The organism is Alkalinema pantanalense CENA528, assembly GCF_050753345.1.
Classification (GTDB): Bacteria; Cyanobacteriota; Cyanobacteriia; order Leptolyngbyales; family Leptolyngbyaceae; genus Alkalinema; species Alkalinema pantanalense.
In genome coordinates this window covers 1-18,797 of sequence record NZ_JBLZFX010000115.1, presented here as the reverse complement: position 1 = coordinate 18,797, position 18,797 = coordinate 1, and the positions used below count along the sequence as shown (strand labels likewise).

At 50.1% G+C, this 18,797-nt stretch carries 15 protein-coding genes; 7 read left to right on the top strand and 8 right to left on the bottom strand.

Annotation, left to right across the window (positions count from 1 at the left end; translation table 11 throughout):
• The 3 genes from ACN4EG_RS24230 to dnaB all read right to left on the bottom strand — a co-directional run.
• Positions 1–1,020: ATP-binding protein (locus ACN4EG_RS24230; protein WP_431632846.1), on the bottom strand; the 1,020-nt coding region annotated here is incomplete at its 3' end.
• 144 nt (positions 1,021–1,164) lie between these two features.
• A complete protein-coding gene (locus tag ACN4EG_RS24225; RefSeq protein ID WP_431632845.1) occupies positions 1,165–1,899 on the bottom strand; it encodes a M48 family metallopeptidase in 735 nt (244 codons plus the stop codon).
• Positions 1,900–1,975: 76 nt separating this feature from the next.
• A complete protein-coding gene (dnaB, locus tag ACN4EG_RS24220; RefSeq protein ID WP_431632844.1) occupies positions 1,976–6,118 on the bottom strand; it encodes a replicative DNA helicase in 4,143 nt (1,380 codons plus the stop codon).
• A 482-nt stretch (positions 6,119–6,600) separates the two neighbouring features.
• Between dnaB and lepB the strand changes: the two genes are divergently transcribed.
• A complete protein-coding gene (lepB, locus tag ACN4EG_RS24215) occupies positions 6,601–7,164 on the top strand; it encodes a signal peptidase I (RefSeq protein ID WP_431632843.1) in 564 nt (187 codons plus the stop codon).
• A 152-nt stretch (positions 7,165–7,316) separates the two neighbouring features.
• Here the strand turns inward: lepB and ACN4EG_RS24210 are convergent, their stop codons facing one another.
• The 3 genes from ACN4EG_RS24210 to ACN4EG_RS24200 all read right to left on the bottom strand — a co-directional run bounded on the left by ACN4EG_RS24210 (position 7,317) and on the right by ACN4EG_RS24200 (position 11,592).
• Positions 7,317–8,591 (bottom strand): dihydroorotase, encoded by a 1,275-nt coding sequence (locus ACN4EG_RS24210; protein ID WP_431632842.1) that lies wholly within the window; start codon positions 8,589–8,591, stop codon positions 7,317–7,319.
• Between the two features lie 110 nt (positions 8,592–8,701).
• Entirely contained in the window at positions 8,702–10,021 is a 1,320-nt protein-coding gene (locus tag ACN4EG_RS24205; RefSeq protein ID WP_431632841.1) for a histidine phosphatase family protein, read from the bottom strand.
• A gap of 95 nt (positions 10,022–10,116) precedes the next feature.
• On the bottom strand, positions 10,117–11,592 hold the full coding sequence (locus ACN4EG_RS24200) for a hypothetical protein (RefSeq protein WP_431632840.1): 1,476 nt from the start codon (positions 11,590–11,592) through the stop codon (positions 10,117–10,119).
• Between the two features lie 132 nt (positions 11,593–11,724).
• Here ACN4EG_RS24200 and ACN4EG_RS24195 point away from each other — a divergent pair, with 132 nt between their 5' ends.
• On the top strand, positions 11,725–12,114 hold the full coding sequence (locus tag ACN4EG_RS24195; protein WP_431632839.1) for a hypothetical protein: 390 nt from the start codon (positions 11,725–11,727) through the stop codon (positions 12,112–12,114).
• Positions 12,115–12,126: 12 nt separating this feature from the next.
• On the opposite strand, the gene ACN4EG_RS24190 is transcribed toward ACN4EG_RS24195, so the two are convergent.
• Together ACN4EG_RS24190 and ACN4EG_RS24185 are read right to left on the bottom strand one after the other, a co-directional pair.
• Positions 12,127–13,095, bottom strand: a complete 969-nt coding sequence (locus ACN4EG_RS24190) for a class I SAM-dependent methyltransferase (protein ID WP_431632838.1) — start codon at positions 13,093–13,095, stop codon at positions 12,127–12,129.
• 69 nt (positions 13,096–13,164) lie between these two features.
• The gene (locus ACN4EG_RS24185) at positions 13,165–13,713 is read right to left on the bottom strand and encodes a hypothetical protein (protein WP_431632837.1); all 549 of its coding nucleotides are present in this window, start codon (positions 13,711–13,713) and stop codon (positions 13,165–13,167) included.
• A 357-nt stretch (positions 13,714–14,070) separates the two neighbouring features.
• Between ACN4EG_RS24185 and ACN4EG_RS24180 the strand changes: the two genes are divergently transcribed.
• The 5 genes from ACN4EG_RS24180 (at position 14,071) to ACN4EG_RS24160 (ending at position 18,634) form a co-directional block, all read left to right on the top strand.
• Complete coding sequence (locus ACN4EG_RS24180; protein ID WP_431632836.1) at positions 14,071–14,229, top strand: hypothetical protein; 159 nt, start codon at positions 14,071–14,073, stop codon at positions 14,227–14,229.
• Positions 14,230–14,339: 110 nt separating this feature from the next.
• A complete protein-coding gene (locus tag ACN4EG_RS24175; protein ID WP_431632835.1) occupies positions 14,340–14,702 on the top strand; it encodes an Hpt domain-containing protein in 363 nt (120 codons plus the stop codon).
• A gap of 365 nt (positions 14,703–15,067) precedes the next feature.
• Positions 15,068–16,879 (top strand): penicillin-binding protein 2, encoded by a 1,812-nt coding sequence (gene mrdA / locus ACN4EG_RS24170; RefSeq protein ID WP_431632834.1) that lies wholly within the window; start codon positions 15,068–15,070, stop codon positions 16,877–16,879.
• 128 nt (positions 16,880–17,007) lie between these two features.
• Entirely contained in the window at positions 17,008–17,799 is a 792-nt protein-coding gene (locus tag ACN4EG_RS24165; protein WP_431632833.1) for a glycosyltransferase family 2 protein, read from the top strand.
• 52 nt (positions 17,800–17,851) lie between these two features.
• Positions 17,852–18,634 carry a WecB/TagA/CpsF family glycosyltransferase gene (locus tag ACN4EG_RS24160; RefSeq protein ID WP_431632832.1) on the top strand — a complete coding sequence of 261 codons (783 nt, stop codon included), beginning with the start codon at positions 17,852–17,854 and terminating at the stop codon, positions 18,632–18,634.
• Positions 18,635–18,797 lie beyond the last annotated feature (163 nt).

Here is an 18,797-nt window from a genome sequence, read left to right as displayed (position 1 = left end):
CGGCGGGGGCGGCGGTTGATCGGGCGGTGGGGCTTGGATCACCGTGGCGCGGGGCACAATCACCAACTCCACAGCCTTACGCAGATCCTCCGCATTGACCGTATTGCGCCCATCCAAAGCCGCATGGGCCTTCGCCACTCGAATGGCAAACAATTCCGCCCGGTGGCCCTGCACTACACCACGAATGGCTTCGCTGACGAGATATGCAATCTGCTGCTGGGTAATCGTGACTTCCTTCAGCCACTCCCGCGCTAGGAGAATTTGGGTTTTCAGCCCGTCGATGTCTTCGGCGTACTGGTCGAGGAAGGCGCGGGGATCATTGGCGTATTCCGTGGCTTGTATGACTGCATCCACCCGCTGATCTAGCCCTAACACCATGTCAGCGGACAGGGAAATCGCAATGCGATCGAGTAAATGTTCCCGCAGGTCGCCTTCTTCGGGGTTGTAGGTGGCGATTAAGAGCGGTTTGCAAGGGTGTTGGACGCTGATGCCTTCCCGTTCGATGATGTTGCGGCCATCGGTTAGGGCACTCAGCAGCAGGTTGGCGGTTTGGTCGTCCAGGAGGTTGATTTCGTCGATGTAAAGCACGCCGCGATTGGCTTCTGCCAGGAGTCCCGGTTGAAATACCGTCTCCCCCTGTTTGATCGACTGGCTGACATCCACGGAACCGAGTAAGCGATCTTCCGTCACCCCCAAGGGAATTTGTACGAAGGGGGCCGGAATAATTTTGGTGGGAACTTCGGCAACGTGGGCATATTTTTCGCGGGTCAGGTCGTCCCATTCCTCGGGGTGGGTGGGATCGCAATTGGCGATCGATTCTTCCACCACTTCGATCGGGGGCAGCAACGCATGGATCGCCCGTGCCATCACGGATTTGGCCGTACCCCGTCGCCCAGAAATCACGACGCCTCCCAATCCAGGATCAACGGCGGCTAGCAGAAGCGCCATTTTGATGGCTTCCTGTCCGACGACGGCGGCTAAGGGAAACGTTGTCACAGGGTTTTCTAACGTGGCAGGCATAGGTTCTTAGACGCGGTTCTTAGACTGCTTGCGGCAAAGTTTGTTATCAAAGCTCAAGCATATCAAGGGATGGGGACGGGTAGCGCATTTACCCGTGGCTTTCTAGGAGGTAGTCCGATGCCTGAGCTAGTTGAGTCCGATCGCTTAATCCCGATCAACCCAGTGGGGAACGCACTTGAGCGCTTCTTTCAAAGCTTGGTCGGATTTTTTGTAGTGGGGATCTTTTTCGGCGACGAGTTGCCAATAGGCGGGGGAGTGGTTGAAGTGGACGGTGTGGCAGAGTTCGTGGATGAGGACGTACCGGACTAACTGGGGCGGCAGGAAGAGCAGTTTGTAGTTCAAACTAATGTTGCCCTCATTGGAACAACTACCCCAGCGGGTTTTCTGGCCGCGCACGGTGATGCGGTTACAGGGCAGATCCAAGTCTTGGCTGAGGGACTGAATCCAGGGGATCAAAAAGGCTTCGGCACGGCGGGTCAGCCAGCTTTTCAGGGCTTTGCGACAGAGGCGATCGTTGTGCGTATTCCCCCAAAGAACTACGTAGGGTTCTATTTCCGAAATCCGAATGCTTTTGACGTTGGCTGGAGTGTATTCCACTTGCCAGGATTCGGTGGTGGCTTGTAGGTCGATCGTTTTGGGTAAGAGTTCCCGTTGATTTTTTTTGGAGGGAGACGCCTGAGAGGCAAGTTTGGTTTGAGTTTTGTCGATCCAGGTTTGATGTTTAGCGACGATCGCCGGAATGGCAGAACGGTCAAAGCCGATGGGGATCACGACTTCTAAATTGCCATCGAGGGACATTCGTAAACTGACTCGTTTGGCTTTCTTGCTTTCTCTGACGGAGTAGGAGAGGGTTGGTGAAAGATCGCGATCGTCCCACATACATCAACGTCCTGTGCAATTCATCAACGTTTTGCAACGATTTTCTGGGATGCTTTTCAGCAATGGTTTGCCCTGACTATTCTCGGTTAGGGGCTGCCAGATTTCTGAACTGAGTATATTGCGGTTCAAACAACAGTTTAACGGTTCCTGTGGGGCCATTACGATGTTTGCTAATAATAACTTCCGCCACCCCCCGATCGACGGTGTCTTTGTTGTAGTACTCATCGCGATACAACATCATAATCAAATCTGCATCCTGCTCGATCGCCCCGGAGTTGTGACTGACAATACCATCCGCCAACCAAGATGCAGGCCCCGGTACAGTTAAGTCAAAGACTTCTTCCTCACCGATCGGGGTAATGCTGACAATCTCATCCCAGAATAGATCGGAAGTTGCTTTTTGCAGCAAAAACGAGTCATGCAAAAGTGATGCATAGTCAAAAACAACTTCTCGAGAAGGCGCAAAATTAAAGTGAGATGATCCACCGTAGGATGTCCCGCGCAAAGTAGCCATCTGACGGGTGGTAATTCCTTGTTCCTGCATTCGTAAACGAATAGCTGCAAAGATTTCTTGAGGCAACGTATCACGATTGGGATTAGCTGCAATACTCGCCAAGTAATTTTTTAAACGCTCTGCATCTTCTACTTTGCAGCCAACAGCCCCCACCTGCTCTAGAAATACCATCTGCATCATCTTGCCAGAAATTTCTACTAGGTAGATAGGACGAAATTCTGCTTGTTGCACAGTCCGAATTCTGGCCACAATACCAAATCTGAGAAGAAGCGTTGCTACTTCATGGGCAAGTCTGATACTACAAGTGGAAAGATGAATTCGACTGCTTGTGTTGTTTGATTTAGGGACGTGATAAGTCCCATCTGTTGCCCAAAGATGAGCTAATAAAACGGCAACTTGTCGGTTACTTAGCGTAAATACTGAACTAGGTAAATGTTTTGCATGGGAACGTTGGTTAAAAATCCCTAATTTTCTTAGCCATAAATTGATTCCTTTTGGATGCCAGCGATTTCCATTACCACTAAAGACCAGTTGGTGCCAATTCCCTTTTCCAGGATGTCGATTAATGATTACTCCGAAGCTTCGAGCTGCGTCAGCAACGATTTGGCTATTCTCTTCGGATGACGTTGTGTACCGTAAGGGCTGTCCTTTGAGATAGCTACCATCCCCAATCAAATGACCGAGCAAAATTAATTGATTGTCTTGCCAAGAATTGGAGTCATTCAAGTTAGCTGATTGGATTGGTTCAGGTAAGTGTCGAGCGATCGCCACGCGATCACCTGGATGTAGGTATTGTAGCTCTTGCCATCCGTGGGCCGTATAGACGCGATGCTTAGCTGTGGCTTTTAACACTCGACCACTGGCAAGTTTCATGGCAAAAACTGGCTTCGTTCCAACACTCCAAACCAAATCACTTTGAGCGATCGTGATTTTTTCCTCTGGTGTCATTGCAAGGACATGAGGTTGTTGTCCAACGAGATCCCGAATCGGCATACACCGACCATCTGCCAACATCACCAGCGTCTCTCCAGTGACACATTCTCTCAAGTCAGACATCATAGGCCGTTTGTCTGTTCTGGATTCCACACTGCGGCTCAGCTGTGAGAGTGCAATAACAGGGACGGTTAACTCCCGTGCTAGAGCTTTAAGCGATCGGGTAATGTTCGACAACGCCTGTACTCGATTATCGTTACCTCCGCTGCCCATCAACTGCAAATAGTCGATCAAAATCAGCCCTAATGCTCCACCATTTTCCGCCTGGAGCCGTCTTGCCCGCGATCGCATTTCCGTCACGCTCAGGTTCGGACTGTCATCAATAAAAATCGGCATCTGCGATAGGGTGCTGATGGCATGACCCAGCGGTTCCCATTCCTGATTGCTAATGCGACCTGCCCGCAGGCGACTACTTTCAATGCGAACTTCACTGGAGAGTAAACGCTGTACCAATTGCTCACGAGACATTTCTAAACTGAAAACTGCAACGGGAAGCTTATGGTAAGATGCAATGTTTCTGGCAACGTTTAGAACAAAGCTTGTGTTATGAACACAAATGTCATTGGCAACAAAATTATGGGTATCCGGAATCGTTAAGTCGTAAACTTGACCCATCCCCACGGACTCGATCGCGACAATCTCATCCCAATACACATCACTGGTGGCAAGCGCTTGTAACTCTGCGTGGTCTAACGCGGTTGCCAAAGCTAACAGACGATTTCGAGTTAGCGATCGCTTACCCACATGGATATTACTGGTGCTACGAAATCCTGCTCGGGTTGCCAAGGATTTCCAGCTTTCGTCTCCCTTTGCTGCCGAAATTGTTGGCCAAATCTCAACGGGAACCAGATCCCGATTGGTTTGGTAGCGTCGCTGTCCGATCGCGGCATCTACTTGATTTAGAGCAGGCTCCTTACCAAAAATACCAATCTCATCAATAAAATTCCGAATCGAGCAGGCATCGGTGATATCCAATTGCCATGCCGATCGCCGCCCTGCTTGATACTTCACCGATCGAGCCTTGAGAGCTGCAATCACGCCAAACCGTAGCAGTAAATGTTGCACTTGCCGGATTAGCTTCTCACTCACACTGGCAAAACCTAGTTGCGACTGTCCACTGGCCAGCACCGTTGCCCAGCCATCCGTTGCAAATAACCGATTTAAGAATAGCGCCAACTGCGATCGTTCCAGTCGAAACACGACATCTGGAATAGTTTTGTCATGGGCTGATTTACCCCACAAATTTAATTGTTTTAACCACTCCGTCAAGGCATTTTCACTCGCGATCGACCCATAGCCCCCCGGAACTAACGTTTCAGGCGCTACATCCAGCACCTGACAAAGTTGCTCAAACGTAGCTTGATTGGGAGCTGTTTCTCCCCGTTGCCAAGCGCAAATTAAAGCCGGACTCACTTGCAGGGTGTCGGCTAATTGTCGGGCTGACCCTTGTCCCGCTTCGATTCTTAATTGAATATAAGTTCGCAGCCGTTGCCCAAATTGCACCCGCTGCTGTGCCACGGAGTCTCCATCATTGGCGATATAAAAACTCATGGCCCGTTGTCCAGCGGAATCCTCCGCCCGAATTTTCAGCCGCCCAAACTGTTGCACAGCTTCTGTAAAATCCGCTTGAATCGCTGGATTAACATTAGTAAAACTGGGACAAATGTGGGTCAAGCATCCATCCCCGATCAAATAAGCCAATAATTTCACTTCACAGGGCCGCAGGATTTCTGAACCCGTAATCGGTAAGCGGCGCGGTACCGCCACCCGATCACCCACCGTCAGTTCTGCTAATGGTCGCCATCCCTGGATCGTGAGATAGGGATGGGTGAGTGTTGTTTCAATTTGTCGCCCTAGGCGAGTGGTGACGCGAAAGAGCGGTTTAATTCCATCGTCAATGTAAGCGGATGGTTCGGTGAGTTGCAGTTGCAACTGAGAATTGAGCGTGAGAAGTTCTGCCGATTGGCGCTGGTAGAGGGTTTCGATCGTGGCTAGGGAGCCATCAGATAGCAGAATTTCCGATGCTGCCGCCAAACATTTGCCCATTGACGGACGACCTGCAACGATAATTAAATCGCTACGTTGAAAGCCTTGGGTCATAGCATCGAGATCGTAAAAACCACAGGCCAAACCGGGTAATGCCATCCCTACAGCGCGACTTTCAATCTCCGCAAACGTCTGTGTTAGGACATCCGCCGTAGACATGAGCCCTTCCTGGGGACGAGTTTGCGTCACGTTGAAGACTTTTTGTTCCGCATTGTCCAACACATCCGCTAGATCCTGGGTTGTGTCGTGGCCGAGGGCAGAAATTTCGTTGCCAACTCGAATTAAGCGACGGCGCAGATATTTGTCCATCACCAGTTGGGCGTACTGGTCGATGTTTACCGCGCTAACTGTCCGATCGCACAGTTCCACCAATCGACTTTGGCCCCCCACTTTGTCCAGTTGCCCGTGATCCTGTAACCAAGTGGCCACGTTCATCAAATCCGTGGGCTTGCCCTGCTGATGTAGAACCAGTGCTGCCTCATAAATCCTGCGGTGAGCCGACAGGTAAAACCCCTCAACGGTCACAATATCCGTAATCCGCCCGATCGCCTCCGGATCCATTAAAATCCCACCCAGGATTGCTTCCTCCGCTTCCAAATTCTGGGGCGGCAGACGATCGCTAATGGCCTGAAAATTGAGTTCTTCTTTGGGAGCTTCCTGAGCCATGGGGAGAGAAATTGGATAATGGGAGGCAACTATACAGCGTACAAGGGAAAGGCTGGAAAAACTAGGCAGTAAAGGTTAACGTCTTTTTCCGTATATTTTTATCCTACATTTGTATCGTACATTTGTATTGATTGTACCGTGATCATAGATCCTATGCCCAATTCCGATCGTGCAAACACAGCAGATCCAGGGGAACTCTCGGCGATGCACTACGGTCATTGGTACGGGAATTCCCCATGCCCTCGGCGTAAACTCTTGTGCGTAAGTCGATCGAGGATGTGTATAACTTAAATAGAGATCTTGATAGAGATCCTAGACGTGGTAACGCTTGTCATGTATTGTTGGCCTCTATCCAGCCCGCTTGACTTGAAGGAAATCTCTCCCATCAGTTTTAACGGATGCTGTCTAGAACCACTCACTGTCATTTACCCATTACCTGTATCTGCTGAATATCTGCAACTTTTGAGCCAATTTTGGAGCCTATGTCCGGTAATAACGAAAATCATTGGTTAGAAGGTCTGAAAACCATTGGCCTGAGCGCGTTTCTCGCGATCGGGATTCGACAGTTTGTGGCTGAAGCTCGCTACATTCCTTCCGGTTCCATGCTGCCGACCCTTCAGATCAACGATCGATTGATTGTGGATAAGGTGAGCTACAAGTTCAATTCCCCCCAACGGGGCGATATTGTGGTGTTTAATCCCACCCCGGCGTTGGAACAGCAGAATTTCCATGACGCCTTTATCAAGCGGGTGATTGGGCTGCCGGGTGATAAGGTGGAAGTGAAAGGTGGACGGGTTTACATCAACGATCAAGCCCTGCGGGAAAACTATATCCAAGAAGATCCCCAGTACGAATTGCCCCCTACGACGGTGCCGGAAGGCCAGTACCTCGTCCTGGGAGACAACCGCAACAATAGCTACGACAGCCATTACTGGGGGTTTGTGCCGAAGGAAAAAATTATTGGTCGGGCAGTGGTGCGCTTTTGGCCCCCCGATCGGGTTGGCGGAATTTCTCCGGAACCGGACTACCAGCAAGCACAAAAGTAGCAGACTGCTCAATTCTTGCTACTCAATCCAGTTAGTGTTGAACCAACAGAAACCCTTCCGCAGACCTTAGTCAATTACTTTTGGTCAATCGCTGAAGGGTTTTTGCGTGGCTAGCTTGTTGCATGGCCAGTTTTCTGGGGTGGCCTAGCTGATTAGCCGACCTGTGAAACGCGCCCTTGTAGGGTTTGGTTTAAATAATGGGTGTTGAACGATCGGGACTTGAGCGTTTGTCCAGTCACTGTCCAAGTTTGGTCGGGCTGGAACAAAATCCAATCGTGACAGCCTCCAAGAGTCAGTTCAGGGGTGGATTTTCCCAAGCAAGCCAAGGGCTGACAACTGAGGGCACGCCACAGTTCCACCGCTGTCAGGTGTTCAGTTTCAACTAAGTAATGCCACAGCGTAGGGAATGCCAGCTCTAACCCGATCGCACCCATCGGTGCTTCCCCAAAGGCCACGGTTTTTTCTTCGTAGGTGTAGGCTTGGTGATCTACAGCGATGGCGTCAATCACTCCAGTTTTGACCGCTTGAATCAAGGCTAGGCGATCGCTGGGATTGCCCAAGGGGGGTGAGAGGCGCAGGTTGGGATCGTAGGTGCCGAGATCGTTGGTATCTAGCAACAGGTGCAACCAAGTTGTACTGGCGGTTACTGGCAAACCCTGGGCTTTGGCGGCTTGAATCAGTTCCACACCCCGCGCGGTAGAAACCCGCATGAAATGGACGGGTACAGGAATCTCTTGCAACAGCTCTAAAATCGCAGCGAGGGGCGCACTTTCTGCCATGACGGCAATTCCCGGCAAGCCAAACTTGAGGGCATTCACCCCTTCCCGCGCAACACCGTGGCCAGCCAAACTGGGATCGTAGGCCCACAGCATCAACGGCTTTTGCAATGGCTGGAGATATTCCAAAATCCGTCGCAGCATGGCTAGGTTCGTGATGGCCTTACCATCGGCAAAACCTACCACGTGGGGAGCCAGTTCCCCCAACTCGACCATTTGTTGCCCTGCGGTTTCCAGGGTCAGTGCGCCCCAAAATTGCAGGCGGGGTAAGGTAGGCATTGCAGAGAGACTCGACAGTAGGCGGGATTGCACCTGTTCGCGAATCCAGCTAATGGTAGCGGGATTGTCGATCGCTGGGGTGGTGGTGGGCAAAACGTTAACCTGGGTGAAGCCGCCTGCGATCGCCGCTGCCATGAAGGAATCCAAGGTTTCCCGTTCTTCGTGGCCTGGTTCTCCCGATCGACTGTACAAATCCACCAGCCCCGGCCCCAGGATTAAGCCCTGCCCTGATCGCAGTTGAGATCCCTCCGGTGGCGTGATCTGCGCCTCAATGGCTTGAATCATGCCGTCTTCCAGTAGTACATCCGCCGTGCGATCAGTGCCTGCCACCGCATCGATCACTCGCACCTGTTGCAAAACTTCAATTGCCATAACCTTGTCAAACTCAGTAATTTTTTCTGGATTGGTTCGATCGAGCCAACCCAGAAAATCTGAACGAGAGCGCTGTGCCTACAGTGTTCTGTGCCTACAGTGTTCTGTGCCTACAGTGCACCTGCTGCTGTCTTATCCAGCACCCCGCCGAGGTGAACCGTGATATTTCCGGCTCGCAGGATGGGATCTGCATTGGCTCCCTTAGCATAGTCAATCACGCTGACGGCCCCGTTCCCCTGCTTGAAGTTCCAAAAAGACTCCGGACCCAAGCCTGCAACGTGACACAAAATCGCTTTGTTGATGGCATCGTGGGCCACAACCAGCGTGGTGGTTCCGGGCTGGGCCTGTTCTACGATCGCTTGCCATCCAGCGATCGCCCGTGTCCACACGTCATTCAAGTTTTCACCCTCCGGCATTTGCACCATTTCTGGGTGAGATTGCCACTGATCTAATAAACCAGGGTATTCCGCCCGAATTTCTGCTTCCAGCTTGCCTTCCCAAGTACCGTGGCTGATTTCCCGCAGGTCGTCCCGCAGTTGCAGGGGAATCCCAGGGTGGTGCTGCAAAATCCGTTCGGCGGTTTCCTTAGGCCGTGCCATGGAGCTACTGACAGCGGCGTCAATCTTGACGGATTTGAGGAATTCTCCCGCTTGATCGCCTTGGCGTTGGCCGTTTTCGTTCAATGGCACATCGATTTGGCCTTGGAAGCGACCTTCCCGGTTCCATTGGGTTTCGCCATGGCGGACGAGGAGTAACCGCACCACGTCATCCTTTCTGGGTTTGGGAATGGGGGTACCCAAGTGGGCGGTGAGGTTGAGGGATTCGATTTGCACCTGATCGCCCAGTCCACCGGAGAAGTTGAGCACGGTAATGCCGCAGTTGGACTGATCCAGCCGTTGGTAGTCTTCTGGCTTAAGCCCGATCGCGCTATTAATCAACGCTCGGTTAATGCCACTGTGGGCCACGACGAGCAGGGTTTGATTGGCATGGTGCGGCAGGGTAGCGTTCCAGAAGCGTTTGGCCTGTTCGTAGAGGTCGGCCACCGGGAAAAAGTCACGATCGTCGATCGTCATTTTCAACTGGTGGGGAGCATCGCGCCACTGGCGATACTCTTCGGGAAACTTGCTCATCACATCATCAAACAGCAGTTCTTCCCACCAAGGCAGGTTAATTTCCTTCAGTTGGTCAGTGGTGGTGACGGTTGGCGCGTTGGTAAGCTGTTCGGCAATGAGTGCGGCGGTTTGGTTCGCCCGTTGAAGAGGGCTAGCATAGATGGCATCAAAGGTGAGTTCCTTCAGCGCAGCCCCCACTTGGACGGCCATCGATCGGCCTTTTTCGGTGAGGATCGATTTGTCGCAGTGGCCTTGAACGCGCCGCTCGACGTTATAGGTACTCTCGCCATGCCGCACAATGATGACGCGGGTTGTCACGCTGAAATCCTCCTGAGAACGGTAATTACCGCAAAGTAAATCAGCATGATCCTACCGCATGGGGCGATCGTGCGCTGTATTCTTGGGGCTGAAGTCTAGTTAAGAGACGATGTTTTTCGAGATTCACTAGATGCTTTTGCCCCAATCGGCTGAGTAATATTGTTGAGCACTGATTTTGCTCTATCACCTACAGTGAGATTTTGAGCCTCAATTGATCCACCCGTTACCATAACTCCATTATTGAGAATCGTCGAACTCCGTTCTTTGAATTCTTCTGTATTGATATTGTGCTGATCTAAGAAGTGAATGATGCCATCCAAGATAGATTTCTGGATAATTTTTAAATACATCTCTTTATCTAGTTTTTGAAAATACTGTCGATAAAGATTAGAACTAGCCATTTCCCGAATACTTGTCATTGCACCATAGTCAAACACTGGATTTTCACGAATAAGGCGTTTGATTTTTCCGCGAGAAAGTTGACGATTGATTGCATTGAATAGCGTGAGCAGCAAACTAAAGGGAGCAAAGGGCCAGAGGAAAAAACTACTTAAAAGCGCACCTCCCAGGGTTTGCAATCGATGTCTTAAACTAGGACTTGAAGATAGAGTATCGATGCGTCGATATTCCGGTTTCAAGGGCGTCAGTAAAAAATAATTAACTTCAGTAAAGAGATTATCCCCAATCTTTATAAATCTCAAAAATGTGGATAGAATTAATTCTCCTTGCCACCCCATTACACGGATGCATCTGTAATGTCGAATAGATTCTGTAGGGAAATTGAGAAACTGTTGCATTACTGATGGATCAACTTGACTTACAGGTCGCCGCAGGAGATCTGGTAGGAACTGGGGATTATCTCGAATTTCCTGGCCATTGACATAGAGCCAACTCCGAATACTCAAGTCAGGCAACTGGAGTTTCTCTAGGGCATGGGTCATAAATTGATCAATCTCTTCGACATCAAAGGGTTGGGCTTCGAGTCTTTGACCCATTTCTTCTTTACCCTTGCTGATATCTAATGCAAAAGACCATCCACCTAAATCAACGCCAGAACCGACAAATGGCGAAAATCCACTATAAACAACCACATTTGAATCTGCTTCATCACAAATGTTACTTAATTTCTTTCTAATAATTTCTTCATTAGGGAGTGTGACACAATCAGGATGAAAATTGCCTTTCGTTAAGTTTTTGGCAACAATTTCATACTGAGTAATCCATGATTCAGTGGCAATAATCGTATAGGCTACCAGAAAAAATAGAGATGGGAAAATCCCCATTAATGTCAGGAAAAACCCACTAATGGGATCGGGATAATACAAAATCTCTATTTGATAACCAACATAGCTCCAAGCTAGCCAAAGTATTACCGTTAGAAGAATATCTCGGATAATTCGTCTTCTCCGTGCATTTAAACAATGTTTGACTATGGTGAATAAATCCAGCCCTGCCGGAACAATAACGGCTCGATATTCTTCATGCAAAATCTGCTGAATAACTTGTTGAGAGAAGAAGGGATCGAGATGTGCTGCTGCACATAAATAACGAGTTGTCTCAGTGTTTTTCATAGCATTAAGTTCTGAAAGATTAAATAGAATTGGGTAATTTATACCAAATTCTATAATTCATAGAATTAATTCTGGTTAGCTTCTTCAAGATTCTCTTTAAAATAATAAGTATCGAAACTAGGAGTAAATGAGATGACTGAGAATAATCAAGGCATTGTCGTGACTGGCGGCTCATTGACTGGGGGATCAATTGCGGTAGGACAAAATGCTCAAGCAATTCAAACTGTCTATAACCTAGCGAGTGATCTCCAAGCTGAGGGTAAGCCAGACATTGCTCAAGCCCTTAAAGATTTGCTTCAGGCGATCGAAATTCATGGAGCAGATCTCGAGGATCGAGAAGAATTGACTCAGGTTGTGCAACAAATTGCTGAAGAACTAAAAAAAGAAAAACCCAGCAAGATCACCTTGAAAGGCTTACTGGGTGGAGTTAAAGATGCGGTAGGAACTGTTGTCGAAATTGCTGAAAAAGTGGGGGCATTGCAAGGAGCGATTGGCCTGTTGCTGGGTGTTCCCCTATTTTGACCTTGCAGTTTTCTACTTCACTTGGGCGATGATCGTCCGGTGGCGGGGTGAATTTTCGATGATTCGCGGGTGGTTAAACCCAGCCGCTTCGATTTCCGCTGCAATGTCCATTGAGAAGTACTCATCTAAATAAGGCTCAGTACTCTTGAGCAGCGTCATCACATAGGGCGGCATTTTGACAAAGACCGCCGATCGGGGATTCATGTCCATAATCGTCAGGTAGCCACCGGGTTTGAGGAGCCGCCGCGCCTCGTGGAAAATTTCGATCGCCGCAGACTGGGGTAACTCATGGAACATCAAACAAGCCGATACCAAGTCATAGGATCCGGCGGGCAATCCCGTTTGTTCCGAAGCCGCATGCACCCAAGTTGGTGCCGCTTCAGCACTAGGTTGCTCTCCCTTTAATTGCAGTCCGTTGCCTTTGCCTGCCTGCCGCAGTTCCGTCCGATAACGCGCCACGGCCAAAAAATGGGGCGACAGATCAACCCCTGTAATATTGGATCCGGAAAACGTTTCTTGAAGCGCAAAGGTACTCATGCCCACACTACAGCCCAGATCCACGATGTCGCGAGGGGCGATCGGTAATTCCTGCTGCAAGACCTTGTGATAGCTCTGCCTTAGGTGGGGATCTCCACTGGAACCGGAATCCTGCCAAATCCGCGCGTGCACAGAATAGGCCGCCACCTCCACCTCCGTCGCAGGTAACCAGCCCAGGTTCCCTTCTTCGTAGGCATGGAACGGTTTGAGGTAATAGGCGGGGTATTGCAAATTGGGATTATTGACCGCTGCGAAATCCGCCGTCCAATCTCGGGCTTGTAACTGCTGGGACTCCGCTATCCAGGGCACCCCGATCGTCTCTGCCCGTTGGATCATCATATTGCGGGCCCGCTTCTTAGCAAAATTAAACAGCGGTTTAATCCCCAGCACCCAGTTGGCTAGCCGCACGGAAAAAGCAGGCTTTGCATCGATCGCAGCAGTCATAGTTGGCATTCAAGAAGGTTTGATTAACGCCCCTATTATCGCAAAGATCGCAAGGGTTGCTTCCTTGGGCTATTTCCCTTGCACCGAGAGGCGATAATTACTGCGCATTCCCGGTTCCATCGACCCCACCCAAATTTGGTAGGTGCCCGCAGCCCAATCACTATCGGTAATGCTGGCATCCTTTTTATTGCCAGTATCATCTCCGCACCGGGTCACTCCCCCCGGCCCCACAACAATTAAGGTGGTGTCTTTACCACTCTCCACCTTGAGGGTGAGTTGGGAAAAACCTTGCTTCAACGTCATCACATGATCCGGCTTCGGATCGCCAAACCCTAAGCACTTGTTACGATCGCGATCGACATCGCTGGTAATGGCTGGGAGGGATGTATTACCGCCAGTGCTGCCCGTTACAGAAACGGCTTTACTGCCGCTGGTTAATTCAAAACTGCCAAAATTGGATGATTGCGCCAAACTGGGTTGGCTACTCAAGGGCAATAGTGCGATCGCGCCCAACACTGCACCCAAGGCTGCACTAAAAACTCCGCCCAAGATTGTGCCAGACACCTGACTCAACTGTGGCCTAGACACCGTAACTGATGGGCTAGATACTGCGCTCAAAAGGACTCCTCGATCGCCGATCATGATGAACCTCGTTCCTTTACATTACGAAAAAATACGTGACGAAACAGTAAAGTGACAAAAATGAAGGATTATCAGAAATCTTGGCAGCTTGTCCCTGACTGAGATGCTGAAATGACTGAGATGCTGAAATGACAATGACAAAAAAACAAGGGATCTCTACACTGGGTTATTTCTACAATAGGATCACTTATGCACAGGCACTAGCTATTCCTGATGGTTCTCCTACGATCGATTCTAGACATCCAATGATGTTAACTGTCTAGGGGATATCTCTACTGAACCACTACCTGCCGAATCCCTCTGCCGAACCACTCTGCCACCCCCCTGAACCCCATGCCGACTCTTGTTCTCATTGTTTTAGCCCTCCTGTTTGGCAAACTGGTTGAATTCATTTGTCTACAGCCACTCCATGGGGTATCGAGTTTCTTAAATCTGGGTGGATTCGGTTGGCTCTTCATTCTTATTCTGGGAATTTGGTGCTTTGGGCGATAGTCTAGCTCCCTACTCTGGGCACACTGAGCAAAGACGACTTGGCCATAGTCAGTTCAGGCTGAGAGCTGATCCCGTCCCTCCAACCCGTTTTGGCCTTTGCTGTGCGTTCTATGAAATCTTCTCTGACCTCTCGAGTCTCTACTGTGGACATTGATTGGAAACAGTTACATCAACTGTCGGATGGCAATACTGAGTTTGAAGTGGAACTCCTGAAGATCTTTTTTGTGGAAACCAAAACCCGGTTGCAATTGCTGGAATCGGCTCTGGCCGATCGAGACTGTCATACATTGCAATACTTAGCCCATCAGATCAAAGGAGCAAGTGGCAATGTGGGCTTGCGGAAGATGTGGCAGGCAGCTACGGAGCTGGAAAAGCAGGCGCGGCAACAGGACCTGTCCCATGGCTCCCTTCTTTTAACCCAATTGAACAATTCGTTGCTTGTAGTACAGGATTTTTTAGAAGCAACGACGTAAAATTAAAAGCCGGGGTTCCCGCGCATTCGCCATCAGGCTATTCACACCAGGATATTCCCAACAGAATATTCGCAGGATACGCACTGGATATGCGCTGGATACGCACAAGGGGAACCTCCCAACCCTATCCCATCCCTGCATCAACTCTGGAAAAATTGATATTTCATTGCTCCAGATAAATTTTCCCTTCCCTTTCCCAACTATCCGGATCTCCAAATTAGCCGGGTGAACAGTTCATTAAGGATCAGCTTTTTATAAAAAGACCGATCGGCAGGCAGTGTGTCTAGCCGATGTTCGGCCTGTGAACTTTCTTGGCGACACAATCCCGTTCAATTGTTTAGGATTTGAGCATCATCGGGGGAAAGATGAGCATTGGGCTGCGATCGACTCAGAAAAAAATCTACCAGAGCTTCTCTAATTATCGACTGCAAATCAAGAGCCGTTTGCCGCGATCGGAAAGAGTAGGCTTTCTCTTTCTATCGGCAACGGTTTTGTTTAGTATTCCGGCCTTTCGGTTGGCGCAAATTCAACTGATTCAGGGGCAATATAACCGCGCACTGGCTGACCATAATCGGGTGCGTCCCATTCCCCTAGTTTCCGATCGCGGCAATATCTTCGATCGCAATGGCAAACCCTTGGCGGCAAACCAGTTGGCACGGGCAGTTTATCTGTATCCTCGGGAGCAATCCCCCGAGGACTGGAAAACCACGGTGGAAAGGTTAGGCAAGATCCTTAAGTTACCACCGCAACAAATCTTAAATCAGTTGGAAAAGGCGGGTTTTCAATCAGCGATTCCCGTGCGGATTACCCGAGATTTAACCGCAGAAGCCTTCATCGCCCTAGCAGAAGGGGATCCCATTCGAGGATTGGAAATTCAACCGGAATCCAATCGACAATATCCCAATGGTTCCCTCGCGGCTCACATCCTGGGCTATATCGGAGAAGCCACAGCGGAGGATCTGAAAAAACACTCCGATCTACCCATGGGGATGATTGTGGGACAGATGGGGCTAGAAAGAATTGCCGATGAACAGTTGCGGGGTCGCTGGGGCAGTCGCTTAATCGAAGTGGATGCAACTGGGAAGGAATTGCAAATGTTAGGGATCCAGAAACCGATCAGTGGACAGCCCTTACAACTCACCTTAGATGTTCGATTGCAACAGGCGGCGGAAAAGACTTTGGCCAATCGTCGCGGGGCAGCGGTGGTACTCAACGTGAAAACTGGGGAAGTATTGGCCATGGCCAGCGGGCCGACGTTTGATCCCAACCTGTTTACGCGCAAAATGACCGATCGGGAATGGAATCAACTGCAATCCCAAGATAATCCCTTTTTGAACCGTGCCTTGCAGGGCTACCCGCCAGCGAGTACGTTTAAGATTGTTTCTACGGCAGCAGCCTTGCAATCGGGTAAGTTTTCCCCCGACTCCACTCTGATGACTTCCGGTGCCATTAGTGTAGGAGGCGTCCTGTTCCATGAACATGGGGGCGGGGGCTATGGGGCGATCGGTTTTCGGGATGCTCTGGCCTTTAGTAGTAATACGTTCTTTTACCAAATTGGGCTAGCGGTTGGCCCCCAGGAAATTAGCAACTGGGGGCATCGCATGGGTATTGGTGAAACCAAAATTGATCTAGATGGCGCGTCCCAAGGCTCCATTCCTACACCGGAAACGAAGGAAAAACTGTACAAAGAAGCTTGGTATGCTGGCGATACGGTGACGATGGCGATCGGGCAGGGCTTGGTGCAGGTGACCCCCCTGGAAATGGCTGTGATGATTAGCAGTATTGCCAATGGGGGCAAGCGGGTGAAACCCCACTTACTGATGAGCCAAACGGGAACACCGGACATGCAGCCGCAAGAGACCGGGCTGAAGAAAAGCACGATCGATACGATTCGGGAAGGCTTGATTGCGGTGGTCAAAGAAGGGACGGCCCGCCGTTTAAGTGATGGCTCGATTCCGCCCACAGCGGGTAAAACGGGAACGGCTGAAGTCCCTGGCGGTGCAGATAATGCTTTATATGTCGGCTATGGCCCGCTCAACGATCCCCAAATTGCGGTGGCTGTGGTCGTGGAAAATGGGGGCTTCGGTGCGGAATCGGCGGTTCCGATCGCCCATGAAGTCTATAAAGCCTACTTTGGCCCCCCGAAACCCAAGCCCCAATCTAAACCGCAATCCTAGGTTTACAAGTAGCCTAAGGTTTGTAAGTCTAGGATTCTTCAATTTGGTGCTTGCCAGTCTGGATCGAGCGATTTCATCGATCGTGGGTAGCATAAAGGAGTCCCCGTTTCTTCGAGGCGCGTTTGGCCATGAAGTTCACGATCGTGACTCCTTCCTACAACAAAGGAGCCTATATTGAGCGCACGATTCAAAGTGTGTTAGCTCAACAGCATCCAACGATCGAGTTGGAATACCTAGTGCTGGATAACTTTTCCGACGATGGGACGACGGAGATCCTCGATCGCTATGCCCAGCATCCTTTGGTACAAGTCCATCGCTACCACGATCGCGGACAGGCCGATGCCATCAACCAGGGCTGGCAGAAGGGAAGTGGTGAAATTTATGCTTGGCTGAATGCCGATGATGTCTATTTAGAGCAGGTCTTACCCCAGGTTGCCGAATACTTCCAGCAGCATCCTCAGGTGATGGCGATTTATGGGGAAGCGGTTTATGTCGATGCTAACGATCGGGTGTTAAAGCCTGTTACCAACATTCGCAACTATTCTCGTAAACAGTTGCTGTCCCACGATTTTATTACCCAGCCAGCTACGTTTTTACGGCGGGAAGTGGTGGAAAGGACGGGGCTGTTGGCGACTAATTATCGCTACGTGTTTGATTGGGATTATTGGATTCGGGTCTCTCGGCGCTATGAGTTTGTGCGGGTGCCGATCGTAGTCGCAGGCTATCGGATTACGGGGGAGAATTTGACGACGACCGGAAACCGCAGCCGCTTCCAGGAAATGCTTCAAGTGGTTTGGCGACAGGGTGGGTTATTCCATTTGCTGCGCTTTGGGATGCGGTTGGTGCGCAAGTATGCCGCCCGTAAAGTTGAAATTCCGTCCGTGAACCCGAATCAGGTTACCCGATCGCCCCAGCCATAAACATCCTGCCCAATGCCCCGCTATCAATGCCCCAGCTATCAATGCCTCAGCCATGACGCTCGTTTCTCAACCCATTCTTGGGAGTCGTATTGATTGCACCAGCTACCGTGATGCCTGCGATCGCATTCTGCATTGGGCAAGCGATCGTCGATCTTGCTACGTGATTGCGGCCAATGTCCATGTAGTGATGACGGCCTATTGGCAAAAGTCCTATCGCAATATTGTCAACCATGCGGCTTTAGTGACTCCGGATGGAATGCCGCTAGTGCTGGCCTTAAGGTTGCTAGGGAGGCGTCATCAAACCCGTGTCTATGGGCCAGATTTGATGTTGGCGGTTTGCGATCGAGCAGCCCAAGAACAAATCTCTATTTATCTCTACGGTGGCACGGAAGAGACCTTAGAAAAATTAGCGATGAACCTCAAATCGAAGTTTCCAGCTCTCTCGATCGCGGGAACCTATGCGCCGCCTTTTCGACCGTTAACAGAGGCGGAAGAAGCCCAGGATTGCGATCGGGTTGCGGCTTCGGGGTCGGGGATTGTCTTGGTGGGCTTGGGATGCCCGAAGCAGGAACAATGGATGGCTCGGCAGGTCGATCGTTTACCAGCAGTGATGATTGGAGTGGGGGCAGCCTTCAGTTTTCACAGTGGAGAAGTGTCCCAAGCGCCCCGCTGGATGATGGCCTTGAGTTTAGAGTGGCTCTATCGACTGTGGGCAGAACCGAAACGACTCTGGAAGCGTTATTTAATCAATAATCCTGCCTTCCTCGTTTTATTGACCTTACAACTGCTCCAAACCTATGGTCGTAGATTCATAGGTTTACTCACAAAAATGTAATTTTGATTACTTTATGGAATTATTCGAAGCGCTGGATTGATTCTAGTTGCTGAAGATAGATTATTTTAAGTAGAAGGGGTAAATTAAATATAATATAGAAGGAGTCTTTTTTCTCTCTAAATATGCCAGCCCCTCTCCGTGTCATTCTCACCCCAGAAGAAGA

What these genes read in the sequence shown, in the direction of transcription:
- ACN4EG_RS24160 (WP_431632832.1), top strand. Translation starts at nt 17,852, where the DNA reads ATGACGCTCGTTTCTCAACCCATTCTTGGGAGTCGTATTGATTGCACC.
- ACN4EG_RS24165 (WP_431632833.1), top strand. Translation starts at nt 17,008, where the DNA reads ATGAAGTTCACGATCGTGACTCCTTCCTACAACAAAGGAGCCTATATT.
- ACN4EG_RS24210 (WP_431632842.1), bottom strand. Translation starts at nt 8,591, where the DNA reads ATGGCAATTGAAGTTTTGCAACAGGTGCGAGTGATCGATGCGGTGGCA.
- ACN4EG_RS24200 (WP_431632840.1), bottom strand. Translation starts at nt 11,592, where the DNA reads ATGAAAAACACTGAGACAACTCGTTATTTATGTGCAGCAGCACATCTC.
- ACN4EG_RS24190 (WP_431632838.1), bottom strand. Translation starts at nt 13,095, where the DNA reads ATGACTGCTGCGATCGATGCAAAGCCTGCTTTTTCCGTGCGGCTAGCC.
- ACN4EG_RS24180 (WP_431632836.1), top strand. Translation starts at nt 14,071, where the DNA reads ATGCCGACTCTTGTTCTCATTGTTTTAGCCCTCCTGTTTGGCAAACTG.
- ACN4EG_RS24175 (WP_431632835.1), top strand. Translation starts at nt 14,340, where the DNA reads ATGAAATCTTCTCTGACCTCTCGAGTCTCTACTGTGGACATTGATTGG.
- lepB (WP_431632843.1), top strand. Translation starts at nt 6,601, where the DNA reads ATGTCCGGTAATAACGAAAATCATTGGTTAGAAGGTCTGAAAACCATT.
- dnaB (WP_431632844.1), bottom strand. Translation starts at nt 6,118, where the DNA reads ATGGCTCAGGAAGCTCCCAAAGAAGAACTCAATTTTCAGGCCATTAGC.
- mrdA (WP_431632834.1), top strand. Translation starts at nt 15,068, where the DNA reads ATGAGCATTGGGCTGCGATCGACTCAGAAAAAAATCTACCAGAGCTTC.
- ACN4EG_RS24195 (WP_431632839.1), top strand. Translation starts at nt 11,725, where the DNA reads ATGACTGAGAATAATCAAGGCATTGTCGTGACTGGCGGCTCATTGACT.
- ACN4EG_RS24225 (WP_431632845.1), bottom strand. Translation starts at nt 1,899, where the DNA reads ATGTGGGACGATCGCGATCTTTCACCAACCCTCTCCTACTCCGTCAGA.